This window comes from Streptomyces sp. DSM 116793, from assembly GCF_057320905.1.
Genome location: NZ_CM170494.1, coordinates 4,928,594 through 4,953,415 on the forward strand (window position 1 = coordinate 4,928,594; position 24,822 = coordinate 4,953,415).

Consider the following 24,822-nt stretch of genomic DNA (forward strand, 5'->3'; position numbering starts at 1 on the left):
TCTTGCATGCGGAGTGGCCCGCCGTAGACCCTTGAATCACGTCCGGGTCAGTGGCGATTCGACGCCGCATACCGGTCCCCGGCGGATCACCGTAGTAGCCCTCTGAGCAGGGCACTCATGCAAAGGACGTAACGGTGCACCCGTTCCCAACGCCAGCCCGGAGCGGGCTCGGCTCACCGCCCGATCGGCCGGGCGCACAGGCGCCGAGCCGTGCGGGGCTCGTCCCGTACATCGCCACGTGGAGCGCCGAACGCATGCGCTCGCCCCAGGTCGTGGGCTTGGGGAGCAGGGGCATCGCCTACCGCGACGAGGACTTCCACGACCGCGATGCGGAAGGGGCTCTGTGGCGGCGGGTGCCCAGCCGCCCGGGTGAAGGCCGCCCCGAGTTCGCGCGGGTGCACACGCTCCGGCAGCGACGGGTGATGCGGAATCTACGGTGCCAGATCTGCGCCGGGCCCGCTGACCGCACCGAGCGGGGTGTGCTGTGGCTGCTGCACGACGACCGCGGGGAGTCGCCCGACTGGCCCGAGAACGTGGCGGCCACGCACCCGCCCGTGTGCCTCCCCTGCGCCTTCAGGTCCGTCAAGCTCTGCCCGCACCTGCGCGGCAGGTACGTGGCCGTTCGCGTGAAGTATCCCGAAGTCCACGGCGTCTACGGCGTCCTGTACCGCGGAGGGCGCCTCGGCCCCGAGCCGGCAGAGGACGTGATCATGCCGTACGGCGACCCCCGTATGCGCTGGGTCGTCGCGTCTCAACTGGTCAGGCGCCTTGAGGGCTGCATGTTTGTGAGCCTGACGGACGAACTCGCCGAGCATCGCGCACAGGCTGAAGGAGCCGCTTGAGCCGGGCCGGCCGGTGCCCCGCGGAAGCCGGCCGGGCGATCGGCCTCCGCGGGGGCGTCGGACCGGTGACCGTCAGAGGCCCGTCACGACGGGTACGACGTGAGCATGGCCAGGTTGACCTCCGCGTCCGAGGGGCCGCCCGTCTCGTTGACGACATGGGCGATCGTGCCCTGGCCGCCGCCCAGGGAGAACGTGATCATGCTGTGCAGGCGGACCCCTGGCGTCCGGGGCACGGCGAAGGCGCGGTCCGCGACGATCGTGGCGTCCTCGGCGAAGATGCAGTAGCTGCCCAGGCCCCACGCCTCGTGCCTGCGGACGTGGTCCGCGACCTGGTAGGCGGGGAAGCCGCGGTGCGTGCCGTCCATCCAGACGGCCTGGTTCGGCGGGTCGTAGGGCATCTCGTTCTGGAAGAAGTAGGTCCGGCCGCCCTCGCCGTTCCACTGCACCTGCGTCTTCTGGTGGTGCTCCACGAACAGGCCGTAGACGGTGACGTCGTCGCCGTTCACCACCAGCCCCTCCTCGGAGGTGTTGGTGTCCCAGCCGACGCCCGTGCCGTGGTCTGCGCGCCACAGCCAGGTGTTGTCGATGATCACGTCCGAGCTGTTCACCACCACGGACCGCCTGGCCTTGCCGACGCCCGCCCCGCCGATCCGCACGAAGACGTCGTGCAGACAGGTCGGGTCGGTCCGGTGGCTCCGGCGGGCGCCGTCGGGGCCGACCCGCACCAGCGCGTCCGAGACCTGCTCGCCCGCGTCCACCAGCAGCCCGGCGACCGTCACACCGTCCACGTCGGCGATGTCGAGCGCGGTCACACCGCCGTCCGGGACCAGCGTGGCGAGGCCGAGACCGAGCACGACGGTGCCGGCGCGCGTCACCGCCACCGGCTTGTCCAGGTGGTACACACCGGGGGTGATGAGCAGGTGCTTGCCCTTCGCCAGCGCCGCGTTCAGCTCGTCGGCCGTGGCGCCCTCGTGCGCGATGTGGAAGTCGCCGATGGGCAGTGACTTCCCCGCGGGTCTGCGCCCCTCCCAGCTCGTGCCGTGGCTGTCGGTGCGCACGGCGGGCACGAAGACGTGGTACGCGCCGTCCCGGTCCACGTGGAGGAACGGCTTCTCACGGACCACCGGGCTGCGCGGCACGGAGGTGTAGGTGGGTGCGGGGAAGGTGGTGGCGGGGGCGTTGTCGACGCCGACGAAGACCATGTTCCAGTTGGAACCGAGCCACTGGCCCACCATCGAGTTGCGGGTCAGCCACTGCTGCTGGGTGCCCGAGTCCACCTGTCCGGTGATCTTGCAGTCGGCTATGAAGCCGCCGCTGGACCAGCCGCCGTCGTCGAGCTGGATGTTGCCCAGCAGGTAGACGCGGCGGAAGAACGTCGCCTGGGAGACCGCCCAGCGCGCGGTGCCGCTGCGGGGCACCAGGTTGATGTTCTCCACGCCGCGCCAGAAGTTGGTCAGCGCACCGTGGCCGTGCGCGTCGGCGTCGGCGTGCACCGCGTTGTTGAGGGTCACGGCGGCCGGCTGGATGCCGAGGCCCGACACCTGCGTGTAGTAGCCGACGTTGACGTCCACGTCGTAGCCGCCCGGCTTGAACAGGAAGGCGTACCGGCCGGTCCCGAACTGCGCGCCGGCCTGCTGCGCGTACACCTGGTCGACCAGGGACTGGATGGTCTTGACGGGCGTGGCGGAGTCGAAGACGTAGACGTTGGGGCCGAAGTCCGGCTCCCCCGCGGGGTGCTGCGCGGGCGGGGGCGCGCTCGCGGCGGCCTTGGCGGGTGCGGCCTCGGCGGCCTTGGCGGGTGCGGCCTCGCGGGGCGCGGCGGAGGCGGTGGCCGGGGTGCCGAGGGCGACCCCGGTGCCGGCGGCCACGGCGCCGGCGGAGGCGAGGAAGCCGCGCCTGCCCAGGGCGGCGCGGCTCGGCGATGAGGCGGAGGCGGCGGCGCGGTCCGGTACGGGGGCAGGGGTGTTCCCGGGGGAAGCAACAGCCATGAGACGTCCCTAAGAATGGTTGGCGGTCCGGGAGGACCGGGTGTGGCTGATGAGGTGTTGCCGTTGATGGCTCGAAAGGAATGGCCGCCCGGTCCTCCGGGACGCTCCGACCACTGATTGAGAACTGCGGTCATCGCTGGTTAGGGACCTGTCGGCGGGGTGTTCTTCGGGCCACGGAGTGCTGGTCGAGAAGGACATGGAGCAACGGACTTGAGCACGCGGCAGACGCGGATATGGGTCGGTATCGATGCCGGCAAGGGCCACCACTGGGCAGTGGGGCTCGGCCTGGACGGGGAGACCCTGTTCTCGACAAAGGTGATCAACGATGAGGCCCAGATCCTGACCCTCATCGAGACCGCCCGCGAGTGGGCCGAGGATGTGCGGTGGGCGGTGGACATCTCCGGCCGGGCCTCCACGCTGCTGCTGGCCCTGCTGATCGCACACGACCAGAACGTGGTCTACGTTCCCGGGCGGACGGTCAACCGGATGTCCGGCGCTTACCAGGGCGAGGGCAAAACCGACGCCAAGGACGCACGGGTCATCGCCGATCAGGCCCGCATGCGCCCAAAGGGCTTCGCGGTCCTGGACACGCCCCCGGAACTGGTCTCCACGCTCCGGGTCCTGACGAACTGCCGGGCTGACCTGATCGCCGACCGGGTCCGGCTGATCAACCGGCTCCGTGACCTGCTGGTGGGCATCTGCCCGGCGCTGGAGCGGGCCTTCGACTACTCCGCGGCCAAAGGCCCGGTCGTCATGCTCACCGAGTACCAAACCCCCGCTGCCCTGCGAAGGATCGGCGTCAAGCGGCTGACGGCCTGGCTGGAACGCCGCAAGGTCCGCAGTGCCGGCACCGTCGCGGCCAAGGCCGTTGAGGCTGCCCAGTCCCAGCAGATCGCCCTGCCCGGCGAGAAGCGGGCCGCCAAGCTCGTCTGCGACCTCGCTCACCAGCTCCTGTCCCTGGACGAGCGGATCAAGGACAACGACCGGGAGATCCGCGAGACCTTCCGCGCCGACGACCGTGCCGAGATCATCGAGTCCATGCCCGGCATGGGTCCGATCCTGGGAGCCGAGTTCGTCGCCATCGTCAGTGACCTGTCCGGCTATCGCGACGTTGGCCGCCTCGCCTCCCACGCCGGCCTGGCCCCCGTCGCCCGGGACTCCGGCCGCCGCACCGGCAACTACCACCGGCCCAAACGCTACAACCGGCGCCTGCGGCACATCTTCTACCTGGCCGCACAGACCGCCATGATGCGGCCCGGCCCATCTCGCGACTACTACCTGCGGAAGCGATCCGAAGGGTTGATCCACACCCAAGCATTGCTTGCGCTCGCCCGACGTCGAGTCGACGTGCTGTGGGCCATGCTGCGTGACCAAAGGCTGTTCACCTCCGCCCCGCCGGTCACGCAAGCGGCTTGACTTCATCATTGAGATTCCCTTCGAGGAGGCCGGCGCCGGGGGACGGCACACCGCTCCGGGCGGGGTGCCACGGGCGCCGGGGTGACTCCACGCCTTTATTCAAGGGGTGATTTAAGCCAGAAGTGATCTAACTCGTGGGGGATCCGCGGCGTCAAGGGTCGTGACGTGCACCGCCCCGGCAGGGTGCGTTCTCACGCCGGGCCGGGGCCCGGCCCACTACCCAGGGCGCGGGACCGTGCCCTGGGGTCTCCAGCCCGGGGGTACCGCCCACGCCGTCGACGCAGCGGGGAGCGACCGGGTGCGGCGAGGCGGCCGGGCCGTCACCGGTCCGGAAGGGCGTCCCCGCCGCCTCCGGACCAACGGCGGGTGCCGGCTGGACGCGCAGGTGCCCGCGCCCCTTTCAGACGCGCAGGTGCCCGCGCCCCTTTCATGCGTGCTGCTCACGGGTATGTGCGCCAGGGCTCGGGGGGCACGTGTCCCCGGAAATGGATGCGACACCGGCCCCGTCCCACCCCTACCGTGGCCCCATGCGTGCTGTCCCGGAGATACGTACCATCGCCGAGTCCGAGCTCTCGGAGTGGATGCGGGCCCTGAACACCGGGTTCCTGCGTCCGCCCACGCCCACCCCGGCCGCCGTGGCGCACCGTGCCGCCGCGATCGACTACGCCCGTACCCGGGGCGCCTTCGACGCGGGGCGCTGCGTGGCGACGTTCCGCTCGTTCCCGCAGGCGCTCACGGCCGTGGGCGGCGCGCAGGTCGCGGCCACCGCGATCTCCAACGTCACCGTGTCGCCCACCCACCGGCGCCGCGGCCTGCTGAGCGCCATGATGACCGCGGACCTGGCGGAGGCCCGTGAGCGCGGCGACGTCGTCGCGAGTCTGATCGCCTCCGAGTACCCGATATACGGCCGGTTCGGCTTCGGGCCCGCCGCGGGCGTGGCGGACTGGGAGGTCGACGTGCCCCGTGCCGGTCTCGACACCCGTCGCCCCGTCCCCGAGGACGGCGGCCGGATCGACCTCGTCGACGGCCCCGAGGTCCGCAAGGCGGGCCCGGAGCTGCACGAGCGCTTCCGGGCCCGGCAGCACGGCGCGGTCGACCGCGACGAGCGCTGGTGGCAGCTGGCCACCGGGCAGGCCGGACCCGCCCTCGACCCGTCCTGGACCGAGCCCTTCCAGGCGCTCTACCGCGGGCCCGACGGCACCGTGGAGGGCCTGCTCGTCTACCGCTCCGACGACGTCTGGAGCGACGCCAAGCTGTCCATGGACACCGCCACCGTCCACGACCTGATCGCGGTGACCCCGGCGGCCGAGCGCGCGCTGTGGCACTTCGTCTGCTCCATCGACTGGATCACCAAGGTCCGCACCGGGCACCGCGCCACGGACGACGTGCTGCCCCTGCTGCTCCCCAACCCGCGCGCGGCCCGCCAGGTGACCAGCGCGGACTGGCTGTGGGTGCGCGTCCTGGACACCGCCCGCGCCCTGGAGAGCCGGACGTACGCGGTGCCGGGCAGGCTCGTGCTGGAGGTCGTCGACGAGTACGCGGGCCTGGCGGCCGCCGGAGGGCACCGCGGCCCGGGGGCCACGGCCGGGCGCGGCGGCCCGGGGGCCGGTGGGCGCGGCGGCGCGCGGGGTCCGGCCGCGGGCCGCTATCTGCTGGACGCCACCCCGGACGGCGCGAGCTGCACCCGCACCACCCGGTCGCCCGACCTCACGCTGGGCGCCGCGGAGCTGGCCGCGCTCTGGCTCGGCGAGGAGTCGGCCACCCGCCTCGCCGCCCTCGGCCGCCTCACCGAGCACACCCCCGCGGCGACGGCCACCGCCGAGATCCTCTTCCGCACGGCCCGCCGGCCGTGGTGCCCGGACCTGTTCTGACGGCCGGGCCGGGCCGCGTACGCCGGCGTCCTCGCATCGCACTGCGCCGCACCGGGCCGCACTGCGCCTCACCGGGCCGCACTGCGCCTCGGTATACCGCGCCGCGCCGCGCCTCACCGCGCCAGCAGCATCAGCAGGATCACCGCGCCCACCCAGCCCAGCACGGCGTTCCTGGCCCGCACCCCGATGGACAGCAAAAGGAACGCGATGATCCCCATCGGGCCGTAGCGCCACTGGACGAGCTGCTCGAATCCGACGGCGAGTGCGGCAAGGGCAATGGTGAAGAACGGCATGACGAACCCTCCCCGTTGTGTTCCGTGCCCGCGCATCCCGAACGGACCGTCCTCGGCGGACCGTCCTCAGCGGCTCGGCGCCACCACGAGCAGCGCCAGCACCAGGGCCCCGGCGGAACTCCACGCCGGTCTGCGGGCCTTGAGGCCGGCACCGAGCAGCAGCAGGCCCACGATGCCGGCCAACCCGTAGGGCCACCTCAGGAACTGCTCGGCGGTGGCGCCGGCGACCTCCTTCAGAAGGCCCAGGAGGGCGAGGGCAGACATGGCGTTCCCCCATCTCCAAGTTGGCAACCAACTCTGTTGTACTTGTTCCCACTTGGTAGAAACCGAAAACAACTTACAAGTAACTGTCGTCAGATGGATCAAAGTTGTACGGTTTGGTCGTGACTCGGGACGAGGGTGGCGGGGACCGTCACAGACGAACCTCCGGGGACATCGCCGATGCGCTGCGCGAGCGGATCCACAGCGGTGTCCTCAAGGCGGGGGACCGGCTGCCCACGCAGGCGGAGCTGGCCGCGGAGTTCGGCGTGGAGCGCGGTGCCGTGCGGCAGGCGCTCAGCAGCCTTCAGGGCGCCGGGCTGCTGGTGGGTGTCGGCAGGGGCAGCCCGCCGCGGGTCGCCGAGCCGGCGCCCGAGGTGACGCGGCCGCAGCCGGCGATGGTCGCTCTGGCGCCCCGGCTCAGCGCCGCGTTCGCCGCGCCCCAGGTGCGGATCGACGCCGTCTGCCTCACCGCGGAGACGTTGATGCTGGCCGTGGCCGACCCGGTCAGGCTGATCCACCAGGGCCGCCTTGGGCCCGAGTCCCTGACGGTGCGCATCCTGCTGCCCAGCCGCGACATCTCGCTCGCCTTCCCCGCCCCGATCGAGAAGGGGGCCGCGGGCGACCGCGTGCACCACCGCTGGCTCAGCCAGCGCAACTCCCAGGGGCAGGTGCTCCGCCACAACCTCCGCTCGCTGCGCCACTCGCACGGCATCGACGTGGACATCGCCTTCAGGGCGCTGCCGTTCACCCCGCCCATCAAGCTCTATCTGCTGGGCGGCGAGGAGGCGCTGTTCGCGTACTACACGGTGACGAGGCGCGCCGAGGAGTACGAGACGGACCGGCTCGACATGTACGACGCCCTCGGCAGCCAGTCCCTGCTGTTCTCCTTCCGGAAGCGGGCCGGGCAGCGGGAGGCGGCCTTCGTGGCGGAGTCACAGAACTGGTTCGACGCGCTCTGGGAAACCATCGCCACGGACCTGACACTCTCCTAGTGACCTCTGATACGAAACGGACCGAACAGCGTAGGGAAAAGGAAATCCCGGTAGCAGAAGAGACCGAAATAAGCGCGGAGCAGACCGAGAAGGTTCGTGAACTGATCGAGGCGGCCCGTCTCGTGCTCTTCGACTTCGACGGCCCGATCTGCCGCCTCTTCGCCGGGCACAAGGCGGAGCGGGTCGCCGCCGACCTGGTGGACTGGGTGGCCGGGCACGGCCTGCGCGAGCTGCTGACCGAGGAGGAGCAGCGGTACCCCGACCCGCAGCAGGTGCTGCGCGCCGTCGACAGCAGACACCCCGGCAGCGACCTCGTCGGCGAGCTGGAGGAGCGCCTGACGCAGGCGGAGCTGCTCGCGGCCGGCTCCGCCTGGCCCACGGCGTTCGCGGACCCGCTGATCCGCACCTGGCGGTCGACGGGCACCCGGCTCGCCATCACCACCAACAACTCCCCGCGGGTGGCGCGCGCCTACCTGGGCGGCCGGGACCTCGCCGGGTGTTTCGAGCCGCACATCTACGGCCGCACCGGGGACCTGCACCGCCTCAAGCCCGACCCCTACTGCCTGCGCCGCGCCCTGAGCGCCACCGGCACCCGGCCCGCCGACGCGCTCATGATCGGCGACAACACCTCGGACCTCGCCGCCGCCCGGCAGGCCGGTGTGCCGTTCCTCGGCTACGCCCCCCGCGACCGCAAGGCCGAGCTGCTGCACGACGCGGGCGCGGAGGGCATCGTGACCTCGCTCCGGCAGGTCCTGGACCTGGTGCGCGAGGGCGCGGAACCGTCGTGAGGGCCGGCCGGCCAGGTGCGTACGCGCCATACGCGCCATACGCGCCGCCCGTGCGCGCCGTCCGTACGGGTCGCGCGGCGCGTACGGGCGGCGCGGCGGAGGGGGCGGGCGGGGCCCCTGAGATGTGCGGTACGGAGATCACCACTATGGTGTGAGCACCTACGACGCGAGTGCCCGAACCTCCAGGAGTGGTCCGTGGGTGCACGTCCCGCGCCGGGAGCCACGGGCCCGGGAACAGCCATGGCCGGCGGTGTGGCCGACGGCACGGCCGAGGAGCCGTCCGCCGTCGACTGGACACCCGACGAACGCGTCCCCGAACGCCCCGACTTCCCCCGCGGTGCGGTGGCCGAGGCCCTGGCCGCCGAGCGCACCGCGCCACCCGAGCGGGTCTTCAAGGGCACCACCCACCGGAACACCGTCGTGCACGTTCCGAGCGTCGGCCGCCTGGTCGTGGTGCGGCGCAGGATCCCGGGCGCGGCACGCCTGGAACGCGGCTTCCTCAGCGAGCACGCCGTCCTCGGCGCCATCGAGCGCTCCGGCGTCCCGGTGCGCGTCCCCCGGGTGCTCGCCCTCGGCGAATCCCACCGCGACGGGGTCGAGGAGGGATTCGCCGTCCACTCCTACGAGTCGGGCCGCGGCGGGCCCCGCCACCCCGCGGGCGGGCTCCGGCCCGAGGAGGCCGACGACCTCGTCACCCAGCTGCGCGCGCTGACCGAGGTCGACCACGGCACGCTCGACCCCGCGGCCGAGGGCGTGGACTTCTACCCCTGGCTGTGCGAGGAACTCGTCACCCTGGTCGGCGCCCTGCCCCTGGACACCCAGCGCGCGGCCCGGCGGTACGGGCTGCCGGACGGCCCCCGGCTGCGGGAGATCCTGGGCCGCCACCGGGCGGTGCGGCGCGTGCCCGTCCTGCTGCACGGGGACCTCAACCCCTGGAACCTGGTGCGCGGCGTGGCCGGCCTCGTCCTGATCGACTGGGAGATGGCGGTGGTCGGCGACCCGCTGTACGACCTGGTGCGCCACCTGCACCTGACGCGCGGGGCGAGCGGTGACATCCGCCGGCGGATGCTGCGGGCGTGGGGCCGGCGGCTGCCGGGGCGGTACACCCGGGGCTGGGAGGACGACCTGCCGGCGTACCACCGGATGGAGCGCGTCAGGTCCGCGTACGTCGACCTGGCGCGGCTGTGCGGCGGAACGAGCCTGGACGCTCCGAACGTCCAGCGTGCCGTCGACGCCTACGGCATGACCCTCCGGGAGGCCACCGCGGCGCTGGGCCTCCCGTTCCGGCCACCCGCCACCGCACACGGTCGTCCGGGGCGGCCCCGGGTCACCGGGTGGGCCCGGCCCGGCCCGGCGTAGGGCGGTGGGCGAAGCGACCAGCCCCGGCGAGACGCGCCGGGGTCGTCACCGCCCGAAGGGGGCTGTTCCGGAGCGTCCGAAGGGGGCTGGTCCGGACCGTGGGCTGTTCCGGTCGTCTTCGGACCACCGCCGGTGGGTGGTTGCGCGCGCGGTTCCCCGCGCCCCTTTTCGTGCGGGCCGCTGACGCGGAGGCGGCCCCGGCGGGGCCGGCCGGTGGCCGGTCGCGCGCGCCCGCGTGGTGAGGGCGGTCAGGACGCTGCGCCCAGGCGGGCCAAGCGTTCGGGATCCGCCAGGATGTGGAGTTCCGTGATCCGCCCCCGGCGCACGGTGAAGCCCATCACGGACACCGCCCGCCCCCCGGGCGCGGCGAGCAGCCCGGGCATGCCGTTCACCAGCACGGGCCGGGCATCCCCCGCCAGCCGCCGGAAGGCAAGGGCCTGACCGGCGACATCCCGGGCGCCCCGGATGAGCTGCGAGACGCCGGCCGGGCCGGCGTCCGCCCGCAGCACCACGTCCGGATCGAGCAGTTCGACAAGCGCCTCGAACTCCCCGCCGCGGGCGGCCGCCAGGAACGCGTCGACGACGCTCCGCTGCCGGACCGGATCCCGCTCCGGCTCGGGCCCGGCCGCCCGGATGCGCCGCCGGGCCCGGCTGGCGAGCTGCCGGGTGGCGGCCGGGCTGCGGTCGGCGATGGGCGCGATGGCCTCGAACGGCACCGCGAACATGTCGTGCAGCACATAGGCGAGCCGCTCGGCGGGGCTCAACGTGTCCAGGACGACGAGGAGCGCGAGGCCGACCGCGTCGGTGCGCACCGCCGCCCCCTCCGGGTCGCCGGGGCCCACGTCCACCGGCTCGACCACCGGGTCGGGCACGCGGACGTCGAGCGGATCCTCGCGGCGCGAACGGCGGGCGCGGAGCATGTCCAGGCAGATCCTGCCGACCACGGTGGTCAGCCAGCCGGGCAGGTTCTCGATCTGCTCAGCCCCGGTGCGGCCGAGCCGCAGCCACGCCTCCTGGACCGCGTCCTCGGCCTCGCTCAGCGAACCGAGCATCCGGTATGCCACGGCCCGCAGACGCGTCCGGCTCTCCTCGAACCGCACCGCCAGGAGTTCGTCGTCGTCCATGCCGGGCATTCTGCCGCGCCGCGGACGGTCAGGCGCCGTCACGCGCACGGGAGGACCGCAGCACCGCCCACACCACCGCGGGCGCCGCCACCGGCAGCCCACCCCGGCCGCCCCCGCAACCTGCTCCGCTCACCGACCGCGCCCCGGGCACCATCGCCAACCACCACCGACCGCCAACCACCACCGACCGCCGAGCCCGGCACACCGACGGCAACCGGTCCTCCCTCTGGCCACCCACCTCCGAGGTGACGCCACCGTCACCACCGCACCCGCCCTCACACCCCGCTTGTCTCCGGGCGCCGGGCGAGGAAGACGAACTCCCGGCCGGGACGGTCAGGAGCGTCGCGAACGCCGTCCACCACGAACCCCCGCGCCACAAGGTCCGCCTCGATCTCCCCGCGCTCGCGGAAACGCAGCGTCGATTCCGACGTCAGCACCTGTCCGTCCGCGGCGAAGACGTAGGCCGCCCGGAACGTCACCAGCGGCCGGCTCACGTCGGTCACCTGGAACCAGGTCTCGACGGCACCGACGCCCGGAACCTCCACCACGCGGTAGGACTTCTCCCGGGTCCACTCCTCCCAGGCCCGTCTGGCCGGATCCCGGGTCTCGAACACCAGACGCCCTCCAGGCCGCAGCGCCTCGTACGCCCCGCGCAGGGTCTCCCGCCACACCTGCGGGTCGGTGATGGCCTGGGCGACATTCGCCGTCATGGTGGCGAGGTCGACCCACAGCGGTGGAAGCGCTGTCGCATCGCCGCAGATCCAGCGCACCCGCTCGCTGCCCGGCTTGCCCCGGGCCACGTCGACGGAAGTCTCGGCGGGATCGACACCGACGACCTCGATCCCGCGATCAGCGAGCAGCAGGGCGAACACTCCCGTCCCACAGCCGATGTCCAGAACCCGACGCGCTCCGAACTCCTCCGCCATGCGGACGTACGCCCCGAGATCGGCGCGATCGGAGTCGGCGCGTCGTAGACCGCGGCCAGCCGTGGATGTCTGAAGCATTCGTCAGCCATGCGGCCGAAGGTAAGGGGAGCCGGCTCCGAATCTCTACTCGGTTCCCGCTTCCCCCGGCGGTGTCAGCCGGGATCCTCGCCCTCAGCCGTGCGCCCCGCGGCGACGGTGGTGGCGACGCCTCGTGCCGCTCACCGGAGAGCCGGACGCGACGTCGCGGGAAGAGGCCGACGCGGAGCGGATCGGCATCTGGGGATCGAGCGAGCGGTAACGCCGCAGGCGGGGACAGGCCGGAGGGACCCCCCGGACCGCCAGCCGCAGGACTGCTTCCGGTGTGCTCAGCTCGCCCCGGACGCTCCGGACGCTCCGGACGCTCCGGAGGTCGCGGGGGCCGCCAGGATCCCCGCCGCGACCAGGCGCAGGGTCTGGGCCACCCGCGCCCCCTCGCCGTCCCCGAGCAGGGCCTGGATCTGCTCGCTCTGCAGGGTGCTCAGCAGGACGTGGGCGAGCAGGCCGGCGTCCAGATCCGGCCTTTCCTCGGCGATCAGTCCGCTGATGTGGCCGTGCCAGAAGCGGTAGACGGGGTGGCCGTCGTGCGGATGCGGGCCGCCGCTGTCGCCGTCGCCGCCGTCGCCGTCCCCGCCGTCCGGGCCGGCCGGAGGCCGCTGCCCGGCCGGTGGCCGGTGCGCCGTGGAGGCGGCGTGGCCGAGCGCCGCGATCAGGCCCTTGTTGCGGCTGACGACGTCGACGATGCCGTCGAGGAAGGCGAACAGGCGCTCGCGCGGCGGGGCGCCGGGGCCCAGCGGCGGCGGTCCCGTCGTCACGGCCTCCCGCAGGCCGAGCGCGCGTTCCTGCATCAGCGCCACCATGAGCCCCATCCGGCTGCCGAACCGGTGGAACAGCGTGCCCTTTCCCACCCCGGCCGCCGCCGCGACCCGCTCCATGGAGATCTCCTCCGGCCGGTATCGGGTCAGCAGGTCCTCGGTCGCCGAGAGGATGGCGCGCCGGTTGCGCGCCGCGTCGGCACGTTCGCGACGGCCTTGGGTCATGGGTGCACGTCCTCGTTCCGCGAGCCGATGGCCGCATGCGGGGCCGGGGGCGGGGGGATGGCTCCCGGCGCCCACGGACGCATGGACAACTGGACCGGCGGTCAAGTAAGGTCCCGGGTAACTTGACCGGCGGTCCAGTTGCCGTCGGCTCTCTTTCTGTAGGGGCATCTTCTGCCGGTGCGTCTTCTGCTGGGGGACATCATCATGCGACGTGTGCGCTATCACGAGTACGGCGGCCCGGAGGTCCTGAGGGTCGAGGAGGTCGACGTGCCGGCGCCGGGGCCGGGTCGGGTACTCATCCGTACGGAGGCGGTCGGCGCGAACTACGTCGACGCGATCATCCGCCGCGGCCACCCGGAGGGCTCGCTCTACCACCGGCCGCTGCCCGGCACCTTCACCGGTGACGTGGTCGGGGCGGTGGAGTCGGTGGGCGAGGGGGTGGACCGGGACCTGACCGGGCGGCGTGTGGTGGCGCCGGTCGCGGAGGACGCGTTCGCGGACTTCGCGGTGGCAGGCGCGGACTGGCTGATCCCGGTGCCGGACGGCCTGGACGCGGGCGCGGTGAGCATGCTGTGCACCGCGGCCCCGGTGGCGCTCGGCGCGCTGCGTGCCGGGCGGATCGAGCCCGGTGCGACGGTGCTGGTGCACGCCGCGGCGGGCGCCATCGGCCACGTGGCGGTGCAGCTCGCACGGCTGCTCGGCGCCGGCACGGTGATCGGCACCGCCGGCACCCGGGACAAGCTGGACTTCGTGCGCGGGCTCGGCGCGGACGCCGCGGTCGGTTACCTGGACGACGACTGGCCCGACCAGGTACGCCGGGCGGCACCCGGCGGCGTGGACGTGGTGCTGGACGCGGTCGGTGAGGACGTCACCCGGCAGAGCCTCGAACTGCTCGCGCCGTTCGGCACGCTCGTGCTCTTCGGCTCGGCGATGGGCCGGCTGATCGACCTGCCCGTACGGTCGCTGTTCGCGCTGAGGAGCGCGGTCGGCTTCGGGTTGCTGGCTTACCGTGCGGCCTTTCCGGAGCAGGCCGTCAAGGATGTGGACCTCCTCACGGACCACCTCACGGCGGGCCGGCTGCGCACCGCGGTGCACGCCAGGATCCCGCTCGCCGAGGCGGCCGAGGCCCACCGCCTCTTCGAGTCCCGGGCCCACCGGGGCCGGATCCTCCTCGTGCCCTAGGGCAGCCCTGGCCACCCGCCCGCCCGTTCACCCCGTGCTCCGGCCGCCGCCCGCGGAGCGTCCCTTCGCCCGCGGAGCGGGCCCTCGGCCACGGAGCGGGCCCTCGGCCACGGAGCGGGCCCTCATCCACAGAGCGCCGCGCCCCTCCCCGGTGCCGCGTCCGCGAGGGCGAGGAGCAGGTCCTCCCGGCCGGGGCGGCAGACGAGTTGGAGCCCCGCCGGCAGAGAGCCGACGGTGCCGGCGGGGACGCTCAGCGCGGGCAGGCCGAGCAGGTTCCAGGGGCTGGTCAGGGAGAGCAGCGCGGGGCGGACCCCGACCCGGGTGCCGTCCAGCACGGCCGTGCGGGCGCCGAGTTCCGGTGCGGTCAGCGGGGTGGTCGGCAGGGCCAGCAGGTCGTGGCGGTCCAGCAACCGGGCCACCGCACGCCCGATCCGCTCCCGCTCGCCCAGCGCGCGCACATACCGCCAGCCGGGCGTGCGGGCCGCGCCGCGCAGCCGGTCCAGCACCTCGGACCCGAAGAGCTCCGGCCGTTCGGCCACCCGGTCGGCGTGCACGGCGTACGCCTCGCTGTCCTGGATCGCGGCGATCGCGGCGAGCGCGTCCCGCGCCCCGGGGAACTCCACCTCCTCGACGGCGGCGGCACCGGCCCGCTCGACGGCCGCGCGGGCGACCCGGACGACCTCGGGATCGGCGGCGGAGAACGCTTCCGGCGGCAGCCAGCCGACGCGCACGGCATCGAGGGCGGGCCGCCCGAAGGCATGTCCTCCCGTCAGCACCCGGTACCCCAGCCCGCAGTCCCCGGGGGTGCGGGCCAGTACGCCCACGTGGTCGAGGGAGACGGCCAGCGGGAAGACGCCCGCGGTGGGCACCGCACCGTACGCGGGCTTGAAGCCGCACACGCCGCACAGCGCCGCGGGTATCCGCACCGAGCCGCCGGTGTCCGTGCCGAGGGCGAGCGGCACCATGCCCGCCGCGACGGCGACCGCGCTGCCGCCGCTGGAGCCGCCGGACATCCGCGTGGGGTCGAGCGGATTGCGGGACGGGCCGTTCGCCGAACGGTCGCCGGTCGGGCCGTACGCGAGCTCGTGCGTGGTGGTCTTGCCGACGACGACCGCGCCGCCCGCGCGCAGCCGGCTGACGCACTCCGCGTCCGCCGCCGCGACACGTCCCGCGAAGTGCGCCGAGCCCACGGTCGTGGGCAGCCCGGCCACGTCGATGATGTCCTTCACGGCGACCGGGATGCCGTGCAGCGGACCGCGGTCGTGCCCGGCGGCCAGTTCGGCGTCCGCCTGCCGGGCGGCGCGGCGCGCGCCGTCGGCGTCGACGGTGACGAACGCGCCCAGGTGCGGATCGAGCCGCGCCACGGCCTCCAGGGCCCGTTCCGTGAGGTCCACGGCGGTCATGCCGCCACCGCGCAGCCTGGCCCCGAGGGCGGCGACGGTGCCGCCCGGGCCCGCGAAGAACCCCGGTTCCGCGCTTGCCCCGGTGCCGTCCGCCGCCGTCCTGGGCCCGTGCCCCGTACCGTTCACGCTCACTCCGCTCACGTCCCTACCGCCCCGCCCACGCTCGTACTGTCTCCGACCACGACCGGCCGGTTCCCGTCCGCGGCCCGGCCTGCTACGGACAGGACCGGCCGGTTTCCGTCCGCGGCCCGGCCCGCTTCTGACAGGACCGGCCGGTTTCCGTCCGCGGCCCGGCTTCCGGTCACGACCCGGTCCGGCTTCCGGCCGGGTCCGTACCGTTCCTGCCCACGGCGCACCGCCCTTACCGCGCCTGGGCGCCGGGGTGCGCGCGACTCCGGTGGCGGCGCGACGCCGGGGTCCGGCACCGGCGCGTGCGGTAGCGGGCGCGCGACATCGTGGTGTGCCGCTTCCCTCGCCGCTCCCGCACGACGGAAGCCGGCCCGCGAAGTAAGCCCCCGCGGCCCTCCCGCGCCGGGCCTCGCGCGCCAGAGCATCGCGCGCCAGGCCCCCCGCGCCGGGCCTCGCGCGCCAGAGCCTCGCGCGTCCGCGCCTCGCGCGTCCGCGCCTCCCGCGTCCGCGCCTCCCGCGTCTTCGCCTCCCGCGTCCGGCCCTCGCGTCCGCCCCTCCCGCGCCGCTCACGCCGGTGGCGGGAACCCGGGGAAGCCCGGGAAGAGGCTCAGCGCCGGCACGAACGCCGCCGTGCACACGGTCATCGACACGACGTTGCCGATGAACGGGTGGAAGTGCGCGGGGAGGCGGCTGCCGATGAACGCGGCGAGCGGCGGGCAGGCCACCGCGCCCAGCACGGCGCCCACCACCACCGACTGGACGCTGCCGCCGTACGCGAGCGCGGTCGCGGGGGCCACCGAGACGACCGGGACGAACGACGGGTACCAGCCCGCCTCGGCCCACTTGTGCCGCCACAGCACCACGGCGATCGCGGCGGTGAGCGCCTGCGAGGCGAGCACCTGCGGCCACAGGCCGGCCGCGGCCGGCAGCGCGGGATTGAGCAGGTACGCCACCAGGGTGCCCAGCAGCAGCCCCGCGCTCGCCCACTCGTTGCCGTAGAACTGCGCCTCGGAGTAGTCCGCCAGCATCCGGCGGGCCACCCACACCGGTCCCTGACGCCCGGGCGCCGGGCCCGCGGTCGGGCCTTCGGCGTCCGGCTCCTGCTCGGGGCGCGGCTCCTCGGCCGCGAGCGGGCGCGGCATCCACGGCAGCACCCGGCAGACGGCGAAGGCGATCAGCGCGCTCACCCACATGCCGGTGGTGGCGCCGACGACGCCGGGCAGGTGCAGCGGGGTGCTCACGTAGTCCACGGCGAGCAGCGCCACGGGGGTGGTGAGCAGGGCACCGAACGCGGCGCCGGTCAGCGCCACCGTCCAGCCCGCCCCGTACACGAGGACGACGGCCGGCGGCACCGACACGAACGGCACGAACGTGGGCTGCCACGATCCACTGGCCGGCACGGTCCAGCCCCACACCAGGTTGCTGGCGACCATGCCGAGCACGGCGCTGCCCGCGACCCACGGCCACAACCCCGTCCCGTAGCTGATCGCGAAGCCCTGCAGGCGCCCACCGGGACGGCGCCGCTGGACGAGGTGCGCGAGCGCGGCGGCCAGCAGCATGCCGGCACCGGACAGCGCGGTCTTGGCGTACTCGGACTCGGTGCCGTCGGCGACCAGCCAGCGCAGGAACGAGCCGACGCGGTAGTACCCGCCGATCCAGGCGCCGTAGTCCGGCAGCACGGCCGGCAGGGCCGGGCGCAGCGCCACGAGGCCCCATGCGACCAGCGAGGTGGCGGCGGCCACGGCCCCGGCGGTGAGCCAGAGCCGGCCGGACGCGGCGGGCGAGCCGGGTGCGGCCGGTGAGCCGGGCACGGCGGGCGGGTCGGGTGAGTCGGATGGTGCCTGCTGCGCGAGCCCGGTGGGAGGGTCGGGCGAGTCGGGTGAGTCGAGCGATGCCTGCGGATCGGATGTGGCGAGCAGGTCGGGTGAGTTCGGTGAGCCGGACCTGACGAGCGGGCCGGGTGATTCAGGCGAGCCGGACGCCGCCTGCGAGCTGGACGAGCTGCAAGAGCTGCAAGAGCTGGACGAGCCGGACGAGCTGGAAGAGCTGGACGGGCCGGGCGGACCGGACGGGTCAGACGAACCGGACGGGCCGGAGATGCCCTCTGAGCCGGACAGGCCCTCTGCGCCGGACGGGCCGGGTGAGCCGGACGGGCCGGGCGATCCCTGCGGGCCCGTCGGGGCGGGCACCGGGCCGCCCCCGGCCTCTGCTGCGGCCCCGTCACCGGGGCGTGTCTCTGTCATCGGAGCCTCCCTCAGCGCGGCAGCGCCGGGCCCAGCCGGTAGCCGAGCATGCCGTCGTAGAGGTCGGTGCGGCGGTCCCGGAGCAGGTCGTTGAGCTGGTTCCAGACCGGGGCGCTGCGCGGGGCCGCGAGGTCGACGTCGGCGTAGAGGACCGTCTCCTCCTCGGGCCCGGCGACGCGGCCGATGGGCCAGCCGTTGATGCCGGCGATCACCGAGCAGCCGAGGAACTTCGCGTCGCCCTCGGTGCCGACGCGGTCGGCGGCGGCGATGAAGACGTTGTTGACGTGGGCGGCGGTCATGGTCAGGTAGGTGGCCATGCACTTGCCGGTCTCGTCGAAGAGCGGCGGCGGGGTGAAGACCCAGTTGTTGGGGCTGCAGATGATGTCCGCGCCCTGCTGGGCGAGCAGCCGGGGCACCTCGGGGAACCAGATGTCCCAGCAGATCAGCATGCCGATCCGGCCGATGGCGGTCTCGAAGACCGGGAAGCCCTCGTCGCCGGGGGTGAACCAGAGCTTCTCCCGGTTCCACAGGTGGGCCTTGCGGTAGCGGCCCACATAGCCGTCCGGGCCGACCAGGACGGCGGTGTCGAACAGCCGCATGCCGTCCCGCTCGGCGATCCCGGCGACCAGGTGTACGCCGTGTTCGCGCGCGAAGGCCTCCCAGGCGCGCACCGTGGGCCCGGCCGGGACCTCCTCGGCGTGCGCGTAGGCGTCGGCGCGCCCGGTGAACGAGTAGCCGCTGGAGGCCAGCTCCGGCAGCACGATCAGGTCTGCGCCCTCGGCCGCGGCCGCGGTGGCGAGCTCCAGGGCGCGGGTGGCGTTGCGCTCGCGGTTGGCCACGCCGACCTGGGGGTCGAACTGGACGGCGGCGACCCGGACGGGGCTGACCCGGCCGTCGGCCGCGGGCGCCGGCCCGGCGGCGGCCGCCGGCGCCGACCCGGGCGTGCCGGCCGCCCGGGCAGTGGACCGCGGGGTGTGCCGAGGGGTCGGCTCCGTCTGCGGGGGAGCGGGCTGCGCGGTGTGCTGGGCAGCGGGCTGCGTGGGGCGCTGGGCAACGGGCTGCGTGGGATGCGGTCGAGCGGTCATCGCTGGCCTCTTCTCGGCTCTGAGGGCGACCTGTGGGGCTCGGGCCAAACGTTTGGGCGGGTGACTTTCGGCCAAGTGTTGGCGATAAAGCTATGCCCAAACGTTTGGGCCAAACGTTTGGGGTATCTTGAATCACACCAAGCGCACGGTCAAGGGGTCGGTGCCCGGCCGCGGGGCCGCGGCGTGCCCGCAGAAGTCACGGGGAGGTGCGGTGGCCGGTTCGCGACCTGCGACGTTGCGGTCGATCGCCGATCAGCTCGGTCTCCATGTGTCGACGGTCTCCCGGGTGCTGAACGGCGCGGTGGGCGAGGGCGCGCGCGCCGCGTCCGGCGACACGGCGGAGCGCATCCGCCGGCTGGCCGCGGAGCTGGGCTACCGCCCCAATCCGCACGCCACGAGCCTGCGCACCCGGCGCAGCAACCTCATGGGGGTGCTGGTTCCGCGGCTCTCGGACGTCGTCCTCGCGACGATCTACGAGGGCATCGAGGAGGCCGCCGCCGAGCACGGGCTCTCCGTGTTCGTCACGAACACCCAGGACGACCCGGAGATCCAGCGCGCCCGCACGAAGATGGTGCTGGACCGCAGGGTGGACGGTCTGATCTTCGGCGACGCCCACCTGGACGGCACCCTGCTCGCCGAGATCGCCGCGCAGGACACCCCGTTCGTGCTCGTCAACCGCCGTGCGGGCGAGTACCCGTCGGTGACCTGCGACGACTACCTCGGCGGCCGCCTGGCGGCCGACCATCTGCTGGCGCTCGGGCACGAGGAGGCCGCCGTGATCGCCGGCGAGCCGCACGCCAGCACCGGCGTGGACCGCACGAACGGCTTCCTGGACCGCTACCGCGAGGCCGGGCTGCGGATCCCTGACGAGCGGGTGGTGCACTCCTCGTTCGACACGCTCAGTGGCCACCGGGCGGCGGTGGACCTGCTCGCGGCCGCCCGCCGGCCCTCGGCGCTCTTCGCGGTCAACGACTTCGCGGCGATCGGCGCGATGGGCGCGGCGCGCGACCACGGGCTGCGCGTCGGGGAGGACATCGCCGTGGTCGGCTTCAACGACACCCCGCTCGCGGCGGAACTGCCGGTGCCGCTGACGTCCGTGCGGTCGCCGATGCACGAGATGGGGCGCGAGGCGGCGCGCCTCCTCGTCCGCCTCCTCGACGGCCGGCCGGTGGAGTCGGTCCGGCTGGCGCCGGTGCTGGTGGGCCGGGCGTCGAGCGGGGCGGGCGGGGTGTAGCGGCGGTTCCCGTTGCTGGCGGGTGCGGCGGCGGTTGCCGTTGCGGGCGGGTGCAGCGGCGGTTGCCGTTGCGGGCGGCCTCCCGGTCACCCGTCCCGGCGGCTGTCCCGTTCTTGTACGGCCGCGGTCACACCGGGAAGTGGCTCTCCGGGGCACGGCACGCAGCTCCGGTGAACAGCGTTAACCTGAGGTCCGTGACTGACCACAGCCGTTCCGCCGGTCCGCGCCGCCCCACCGGTCACCATCACGGAGACCTGCGCAACGCCCTGGAGCAGGCCGCCCTCGCCCTTGTGGCGGAGCGCGGCCCGCACGGCTTCACGCTGGCCGAGGCGTGCCGCCGGGCCGGGGTGAGCGTCTCCGCGCCGTACAAGCACTTCGCCGACCGGGACGCGCTGCTCGCCTCGCTGGCGCTCAAGGGGTACCGCGAGCAGGTGCGCCGCTACACCGCCGCGGTCGCGGGAGACGGTGATCCGGCCGAGCGGCTCGCCGCCTTCGCGGCGGCTTACGTGCGGTTCGCCGTCGAGGAGCGGGCGTTGTTCGACATCACCTTTCTGGCCGGTCTGGACAAGGGGCGCCACCCGGAGCTGGAGACCGCCGGTGGTGAGCTGTTCGCCGCCCTCGCGCCGGTCGCCGCGCGCATCGCTCCCGGGGACGCCGCGGCTCTCGATCTGCTGGTGCGGGTCGCCGCGGCGGCCCATGGCCTCGCGCTCTTCCTTCGGCAGGGGATGCTCCCGGCGGGGCAGGACACGCTCGGGGCCGCGGAGGAACAGGCCGCCCGGGTGGCGCGGGCCCTCGCCGAACAGGAACGGCACGCGACCTGATCGACTCCGTCGGCACCGTGGGTCACAGGCCGGGTGTCAGCCGGCGAGATGCGTCAGGAACCAGTCCCGGGAGGCCGCGGAGGCGGTGGTGAACCCCTCGCCGGTGTACGCGGCGAAGTGGCCGCCGGGGAGGAACAGGATCTTCTTCGGCTCGGCTGCCGTCCGGTACGCCGAGGCCGCCAGGTTTCCGCCGGTCAGGCCGTCCTCCCGGCCGACGATCATCAGCAGGGGTGTCGGCGTCACGTCGGGGAGGTACCGTGCGGGCTCGTAGCCGTGGAAGTTGTCGAGGCTGCGCAGGGTCACCTCGTTCGGCCAGGCCGGGTCGAGCTCTTCCCGGGCGTGGGTGAAGTACGCGTAGGAGTCGGGGGTGGGCAGGCCCACCAACTGCCCCGGGTCGGTCCCCACGACGGGCACGGTGGCCGGCGGTTCCCCCGCCGCCCGCGCACGCCGGTCGGCGGTGAACACGTCGGGCCCGACCACCAGGTTGTGGACCCGGGCGAGGTTGGCGTACGTGGCACGGCCGCTGATGAACGGCGCCTGTCCGCTGACGGCCTTCACCCGCCGGTCGATCGCCGCGACGACGAAGGCGTGTGCGGCGGAGAAGCTGGTGCCCCACACCCCGATCCGGTCGGGATCGACGTCCGGGTGGTTCTGCGCGCAGGTGATGGCGTGCTGGTAGTCCCGGATCTGCTCCCAGGGGTCGATCTCGTGCCGGGGCTTTCCGGGGGCGGCTTCGGACTCGCCCCAACCGCGGTTGTCGTACACCAGCACGGCGAGGCCGGCCGCCGCGAACACCTCGGCGAACCTGTCGAGGTACATGAGCTTGGTGGACGACCAGCCGTGGGCCATCACCACGCACGGGGCGGGGCCGGTCCTGGGCTCCGGCTCGTAGAACCAGCCGCGCAGCAGAGCGCCCTCGGCGTCGAACTCGATGTTGTGCCGCACCATTTCCTGTGCCCTTTCAGCTGTGTTTTTTTATCGGTACGTTCGTCAGGCTGCCTGGCGGCGGACGAATTCCGTCAGGTCGTCGACCTCCCGGCCCGCGACGTCGTGCCCCAATTGCGGATAGACCTGGATCTCCGCGCTCGTGTGCCGCCGCGTCCAGGAATCCGTCCGCGCTACCGCGTCCCGCGGAATCACCCCGTCGAGGGCGCCGCGGCCCCAGAAGACCGGCGGCCTGGTACCGGCGAGCACCCGGTCCCCCGGCTGGCTGTCGCCCACGACGAATCCGCCCAGTTGGACCGCGTACGAGAAGCGCGAGGGGTCCTGCCGCAGCAACTGCAGCGCCATCGCGCCGCCCTGCGAGAAGCCGATGAGCCCCACCGAGGAGAATGCGGGCTGTGCGGTCAGCCAGGTGAGGACGGCGCCGGTCATGGCGTTCGCCAGGGACGCCTGCGGGTTGCCGATGGGGTTGCCCCGCCTGGGGAACCAGGCGTATCCGCCGGCCTCGGGCACGGGGGCGCGCAGCGACGCGACGACCAGTTCGCCGTGCAGGTGCGAGGTGAGTTGGAAGAGGTGCGTCTCGTCGTAACTCCACCCGTGCAGCGCCACCAGCAAAGGCCGGCCGGCGCGCTCCTCCTCGGGCGCGGACCACAGCACGGCCTTGCCGTCAATGGACGGACGGGGCACGGTGGAATGGCTCACGATCGACTCCCTGGACGTTTCTCGGCGTTCCGGTGGATTCCATCGTGGGGGCGCGATCCGATGACGTCCAATACCTGATCGGAGAGCTGTGATACCCGGAATGTATAAGCGCCGGAAAACGAAGAGGAAGGTGAATTGCTCGGGAGGGAAAGGAATTCCGGTTCACGGTGAACCGCGGGATTCCCGTCGGACCCGGGCCGGTGGTCGTGGCGGGCGCACGGCAGGGGCACCGCCGCACCCACCCGGCACCCACCTCTGACGGGTCGACAGTTCCGGTACTCCGATGGCAGGATTCCACCATGATGACCAGCCGAAAGGGCCATGCCGCGTAGTCGGCCGAGCGCACTGCGCGCCCAGCAGTGGAGACCGCCGCACCATCTCTTCCGACCCCGCCCCTGGCCGACCCGTATCGACGGCCTGTCCTCCCGCACCGTGTCCGCCATTCACCGGGCGGAGACACTCCGGCATGGAGAGGAGTCGGGCATATGGCCCGGTGCCACCGCGGCGGCACTTCGGTCGTACCGCCGGTTCCTCGCACGTCCAGGCCGGCACCTCTACCTGCTCAGATCCCACTGCGGCTGCTACGGCTGCGAACTCGACGAGAACGTGACAGCGGCGCGGGACCTCCTGGAGTTGGTCCTGCCGACGCTTCCCCGCTGGGCCCGCGGTGAGTTGAACGCACTCCTGGCAGGCATGGACGAGCAGTTGTGGCGCCGAACGCTGCCCGACCCCTCCGCTTCCAGAAACCCCGGCAGAGCCTGGTGGCATTCCAGGCTCTACGACGAGACCAGCCACCTCTGAGGCCGGCGCGGGCGCGGGGTTCGGGGCGCGGGGCGCGGCGTCCCGGCGAAGCTCCGCAGGGGCCGCGGTCCGCAGGGGACGTCTTGCCGGCCCCGGCCCGGCCCGGGAGCAGGTGTTCCGCCGGCCGGTCTCGGCTTCGTCGACGGCGGCGGGCGGCCGGACGGCCTAGACGAGTAAGTCCGAAGGCTTGGTCAGTGGTCGTAGGCGGTCAGTGATCGGGTGACGCTATGCCTCGGTATGCCTCCCCCGCGCAGCCCTCTTGCGCTACCAGGGTTTATGTGCAGGACACTGAGACTGAACCAGGACGGAAGGCGCCACGACGGGAGCACCGAGGTGGTCGCATCCGAGATTCTGCCGCTCGATGGCCATCGCGATGGCTCGGCGGCGCGGCGCACGTCGGCGGTCGCCCAGTAGGCGGATCCGGTTGAAGGCTGCGGGGCTGAAGTGGCGGCGGCGACACGGGCGCACGGAAGCGGCGCGGGCCGACGGGCGCATCTGTCCGGGCCGATAAAGGCCGAAGTAGAGTCGCGACGGGCCTCGGAGGCAGCTCCAGTGCCTCCGAGGCCCGCCTGGCATAGCGATGGTCGAAGTGTTGGCACCGGGCTGACCCGGGAGACGATCGCCAGAGCAGTGGCCGCGGTCTCGAGGAGCGTTTCATCGCAAGGGGACTCCGTGACGGCGGGCGACGTAGATCAGGTACGGGTTGCGTTCCGGGTTCGGGCATTCGGGCGGGCGGCTCAGCACGGCGGCGACCTGTGCCGAACTCCGCCTACCCGCCGCCGACCGCGCCGCAGAAGTGGGGGCTGAGCATGAGGATGACCGACGAGGAGCGCTGGCGTTCTGCTAAGCGCACCGGGCAGTGCTGTGTTTGCGGCCGCGCTATCGGCAACGACGTCGCCCAGGGCTGCACCGCGTACACGTGCACGACTCTCTGCGGAACCTGCGGTCACCCTGGTCAGGTCCACAAGGACTGGTACACGCACCTCGGCCGGCCCGCCTTCTGCCGGGGGTGCCACCTGGAAGACCCGGCTCGTGAGCACTCTTTCATCGGCGCCGTGTGATCGAGCTACCGCACCGCCGAGAAGTGAGGGGACGACCATGCACCGAGCAGGTGACTGGCTGACGATCACAACGGGCCCGAAGCACGGGCAGACCCTGGAGGTCACGTCAGTTCGCAAGTACGCCACTGACGCCGGTTACCATCTCCGCGGCGGGGACGGCCTATACCCGCCCACCCACGTCGCGCTCGCCTCCCAACGTGCCGGAGGCAACCCGTGTGGCTCCCCGTGCGATCAGCGTGCTCATGGCGAGCTCGGAGACTACTACCACTGCCTCGGCCAGTGC

Annotated in this window: 20 protein-coding genes and 1 pseudogene; 10 read left to right on the forward strand and 11 right to left on the reverse strand. The window is 73.4% G+C overall.

From position 1 onward, the window contains the following. Positions 1-254 precede the first annotated feature (254 nt). Positions 255-842, forward strand: coding sequence for a hypothetical protein (locus tag ACSMXW_RS19115; protein WP_485797925.1), 588 nt, complete (start codon positions 255-257; stop codon positions 840-842). Between the two features lie 83 nt (positions 843-925). Here the strand turns inward: ACSMXW_RS19115 and ACSMXW_RS19120 are convergent, their stop codons facing one another. Continuing rightward, positions 926-2,830 carry a coagulation factor 5/8 type domain-containing protein gene (locus ACSMXW_RS19120; protein WP_485797926.1) on the reverse strand — a complete coding sequence of 635 codons (1,905 nt, stop codon included), beginning with the start codon at positions 2,828-2,830 and terminating at the stop codon, positions 926-928. Between the two features lie 210 nt (positions 2,831-3,040). Here ACSMXW_RS19120 and ACSMXW_RS19125 point away from each other — a divergent pair, with 210 nt between their 5' ends. Both ACSMXW_RS19125 and ACSMXW_RS19130 read left to right on the forward strand, forming a co-directional pair. Beyond that, a complete protein-coding gene (locus ACSMXW_RS19125) occupies positions 3,041-4,246 on the forward strand; it encodes an IS110 family RNA-guided transposase (RefSeq protein WP_485797927.1) in 1,206 nt (401 codons plus the stop codon). A gap of 527 nt (positions 4,247-4,773) precedes the next feature. After that, on the forward strand, positions 4,774-6,117 hold the full coding sequence (locus tag ACSMXW_RS19130; protein WP_485797928.1) for a GNAT family N-acetyltransferase: 1,344 nt from the start codon (positions 4,774-4,776) through the stop codon (positions 6,115-6,117). Positions 6,118-6,230: 113 nt separating this feature from the next. Here the strand turns inward: ACSMXW_RS19130 and ACSMXW_RS19135 are convergent, their stop codons facing one another. Both ACSMXW_RS19135 and ACSMXW_RS19140 read right to left on the reverse strand, forming a co-directional pair. Further along, a complete protein-coding gene (locus ACSMXW_RS19135) occupies positions 6,231-6,410 on the reverse strand; it encodes a hypothetical protein (RefSeq protein WP_485797929.1) in 180 nt (59 codons plus the stop codon). Between the two features lie 66 nt (positions 6,411-6,476). Continuing rightward, positions 6,477-6,674 (reverse strand): hypothetical protein, encoded by a 198-nt coding sequence (locus tag ACSMXW_RS19140; RefSeq protein WP_485797930.1) that lies wholly within the window; start codon positions 6,672-6,674, stop codon positions 6,477-6,479. 113 nt (positions 6,675-6,787) lie between these two features. On the opposite strand from ACSMXW_RS19140, the gene ACSMXW_RS19145 reads away from it, so the two are divergent. The 3 genes from ACSMXW_RS19145 to ACSMXW_RS19155 all read left to right on the forward strand — a co-directional run bounded on the left by ACSMXW_RS19145 (position 6,788) and on the right by ACSMXW_RS19155 (position 9,810). Further along, on the forward strand, positions 6,788-7,663 hold the full coding sequence (locus ACSMXW_RS19145; RefSeq protein ID WP_485797931.1) for a GntR family transcriptional regulator: 876 nt from the start codon (positions 6,788-6,790) through the stop codon (positions 7,661-7,663). Continuing rightward, on the forward strand, positions 7,663-8,451 hold the full coding sequence (locus ACSMXW_RS19150; protein WP_485797932.1) for an HAD family hydrolase: 789 nt from the start codon (positions 7,663-7,665) through the stop codon (positions 8,449-8,451). Before ACSMXW_RS19145 ends, ACSMXW_RS19150 begins: the two co-directional genes overlap by 1 nt. Positions 8,452-8,646: 195 nt before the next feature. Beyond that, entirely contained in the window at positions 8,647-9,810 is a 1,164-nt protein-coding gene (locus tag ACSMXW_RS19155; RefSeq protein WP_485797933.1) for an aminoglycoside phosphotransferase family protein, read from the forward strand. Positions 9,811-10,058: 248 nt separating this feature from the next. On the opposite strand, the gene ACSMXW_RS19160 is transcribed toward ACSMXW_RS19155, so the two are convergent. From ACSMXW_RS19160 to ACSMXW_RS19170, 3 genes and pseudogenes are all read right to left on the reverse strand, one after another. Further along, positions 10,059-10,934 carry a sigma factor gene (locus ACSMXW_RS19160; protein WP_485797934.1) on the reverse strand — a complete coding sequence of 292 codons (876 nt, stop codon included), beginning with the start codon at positions 10,932-10,934 and terminating at the stop codon, positions 10,059-10,061. 275 nt (positions 10,935-11,209) lie between these two features. Then, positions 11,210-11,949: pseudogene (locus tag ACSMXW_RS19165) on the reverse strand (class I SAM-dependent methyltransferase). Between the two features lie 276 nt (positions 11,950-12,225). Continuing rightward, positions 12,226-12,936, reverse strand: a complete 711-nt coding sequence (locus tag ACSMXW_RS19170) for a TetR/AcrR family transcriptional regulator (protein ID WP_485797935.1) — start codon at positions 12,934-12,936, stop codon at positions 12,226-12,228. A 177-nt stretch (positions 12,937-13,113) separates the two neighbouring features. On the opposite strand from ACSMXW_RS19170, the gene ACSMXW_RS19175 reads away from it, so the two are divergent. Then, the gene (locus ACSMXW_RS19175) at positions 13,114-14,118 is read left to right on the forward strand and encodes a quinone oxidoreductase family protein (protein ID WP_485797936.1); all 1,005 of its coding nucleotides are present in this window, start codon (positions 13,114-13,116) and stop codon (positions 14,116-14,118) included. Between the two features lie 122 nt (positions 14,119-14,240). Here the strand turns inward: ACSMXW_RS19175 and ACSMXW_RS19180 are convergent, their stop codons facing one another. The 3 genes from ACSMXW_RS19180 to ACSMXW_RS19190 all read right to left on the reverse strand — a co-directional run bounded on the left by ACSMXW_RS19180 (position 14,241) and on the right by ACSMXW_RS19190 (position 18,978). Further along, entirely contained in the window at positions 14,241-15,653 is a 1,413-nt protein-coding gene (locus tag ACSMXW_RS19180; protein WP_485797937.1) for an amidase, read from the reverse strand. A 563-nt stretch (positions 15,654-16,216) separates the two neighbouring features. Further along, complete coding sequence (locus ACSMXW_RS19185) at positions 16,217-17,461, reverse strand: hypothetical protein (protein ID WP_485797938.1); 1,245 nt, start codon at positions 17,459-17,461, stop codon at positions 16,217-16,219. Positions 17,462-17,904: 443 nt separating this feature from the next. Next, positions 17,905-18,978, reverse strand: a complete 1,074-nt coding sequence (locus ACSMXW_RS19190; RefSeq protein ID WP_485797939.1) for a nitrilase family protein — start codon at positions 18,976-18,978, stop codon at positions 17,905-17,907. 211 nt (positions 18,979-19,189) lie between these two features. Here ACSMXW_RS19190 and ACSMXW_RS19195 point away from each other — a divergent pair, with 211 nt between their 5' ends. Further along, the gene (locus tag ACSMXW_RS19195) at positions 19,190-20,212 is read left to right on the forward strand and encodes a LacI family DNA-binding transcriptional regulator (protein ID WP_485797940.1); all 1,023 of its coding nucleotides are present in this window, start codon (positions 19,190-19,192) and stop codon (positions 20,210-20,212) included. 194 nt (positions 20,213-20,406) lie between these two features. Beyond that, a complete protein-coding gene (locus tag ACSMXW_RS19200; protein WP_485797941.1) occupies positions 20,407-21,033 on the forward strand; it encodes a TetR/AcrR family transcriptional regulator in 627 nt (208 codons plus the stop codon). A 36-nt stretch (positions 21,034-21,069) separates the two neighbouring features. Here ACSMXW_RS19200 and ACSMXW_RS19205 read toward each other — a convergent pair whose 3' ends face one another. Together ACSMXW_RS19205 and ACSMXW_RS19210 are read right to left on the reverse strand one after the other, a co-directional pair. Beyond that, positions 21,070-21,981, reverse strand: coding sequence for an alpha/beta hydrolase (locus ACSMXW_RS19205; protein ID WP_485797942.1), 912 nt, complete (start codon positions 21,979-21,981; stop codon positions 21,070-21,072). Positions 21,982-22,023: 42 nt separating this feature from the next. Continuing rightward, positions 22,024-22,677 (reverse strand): alpha/beta hydrolase, encoded by a 654-nt coding sequence (locus tag ACSMXW_RS19210; RefSeq protein WP_485797943.1) that lies wholly within the window; start codon positions 22,675-22,677, stop codon positions 22,024-22,026. 432 nt (positions 22,678-23,109) lie between these two features. Between ACSMXW_RS19210 and ACSMXW_RS19215 the strand changes: the two genes are divergently transcribed. Beyond that, positions 23,110-23,478 carry a hypothetical protein gene (locus ACSMXW_RS19215; protein WP_485797944.1) on the forward strand — a complete coding sequence of 123 codons (369 nt, stop codon included), beginning with the start codon at positions 23,110-23,112 and terminating at the stop codon, positions 23,476-23,478. Positions 23,479-24,822: the final 1,344 nt, after the last annotated feature.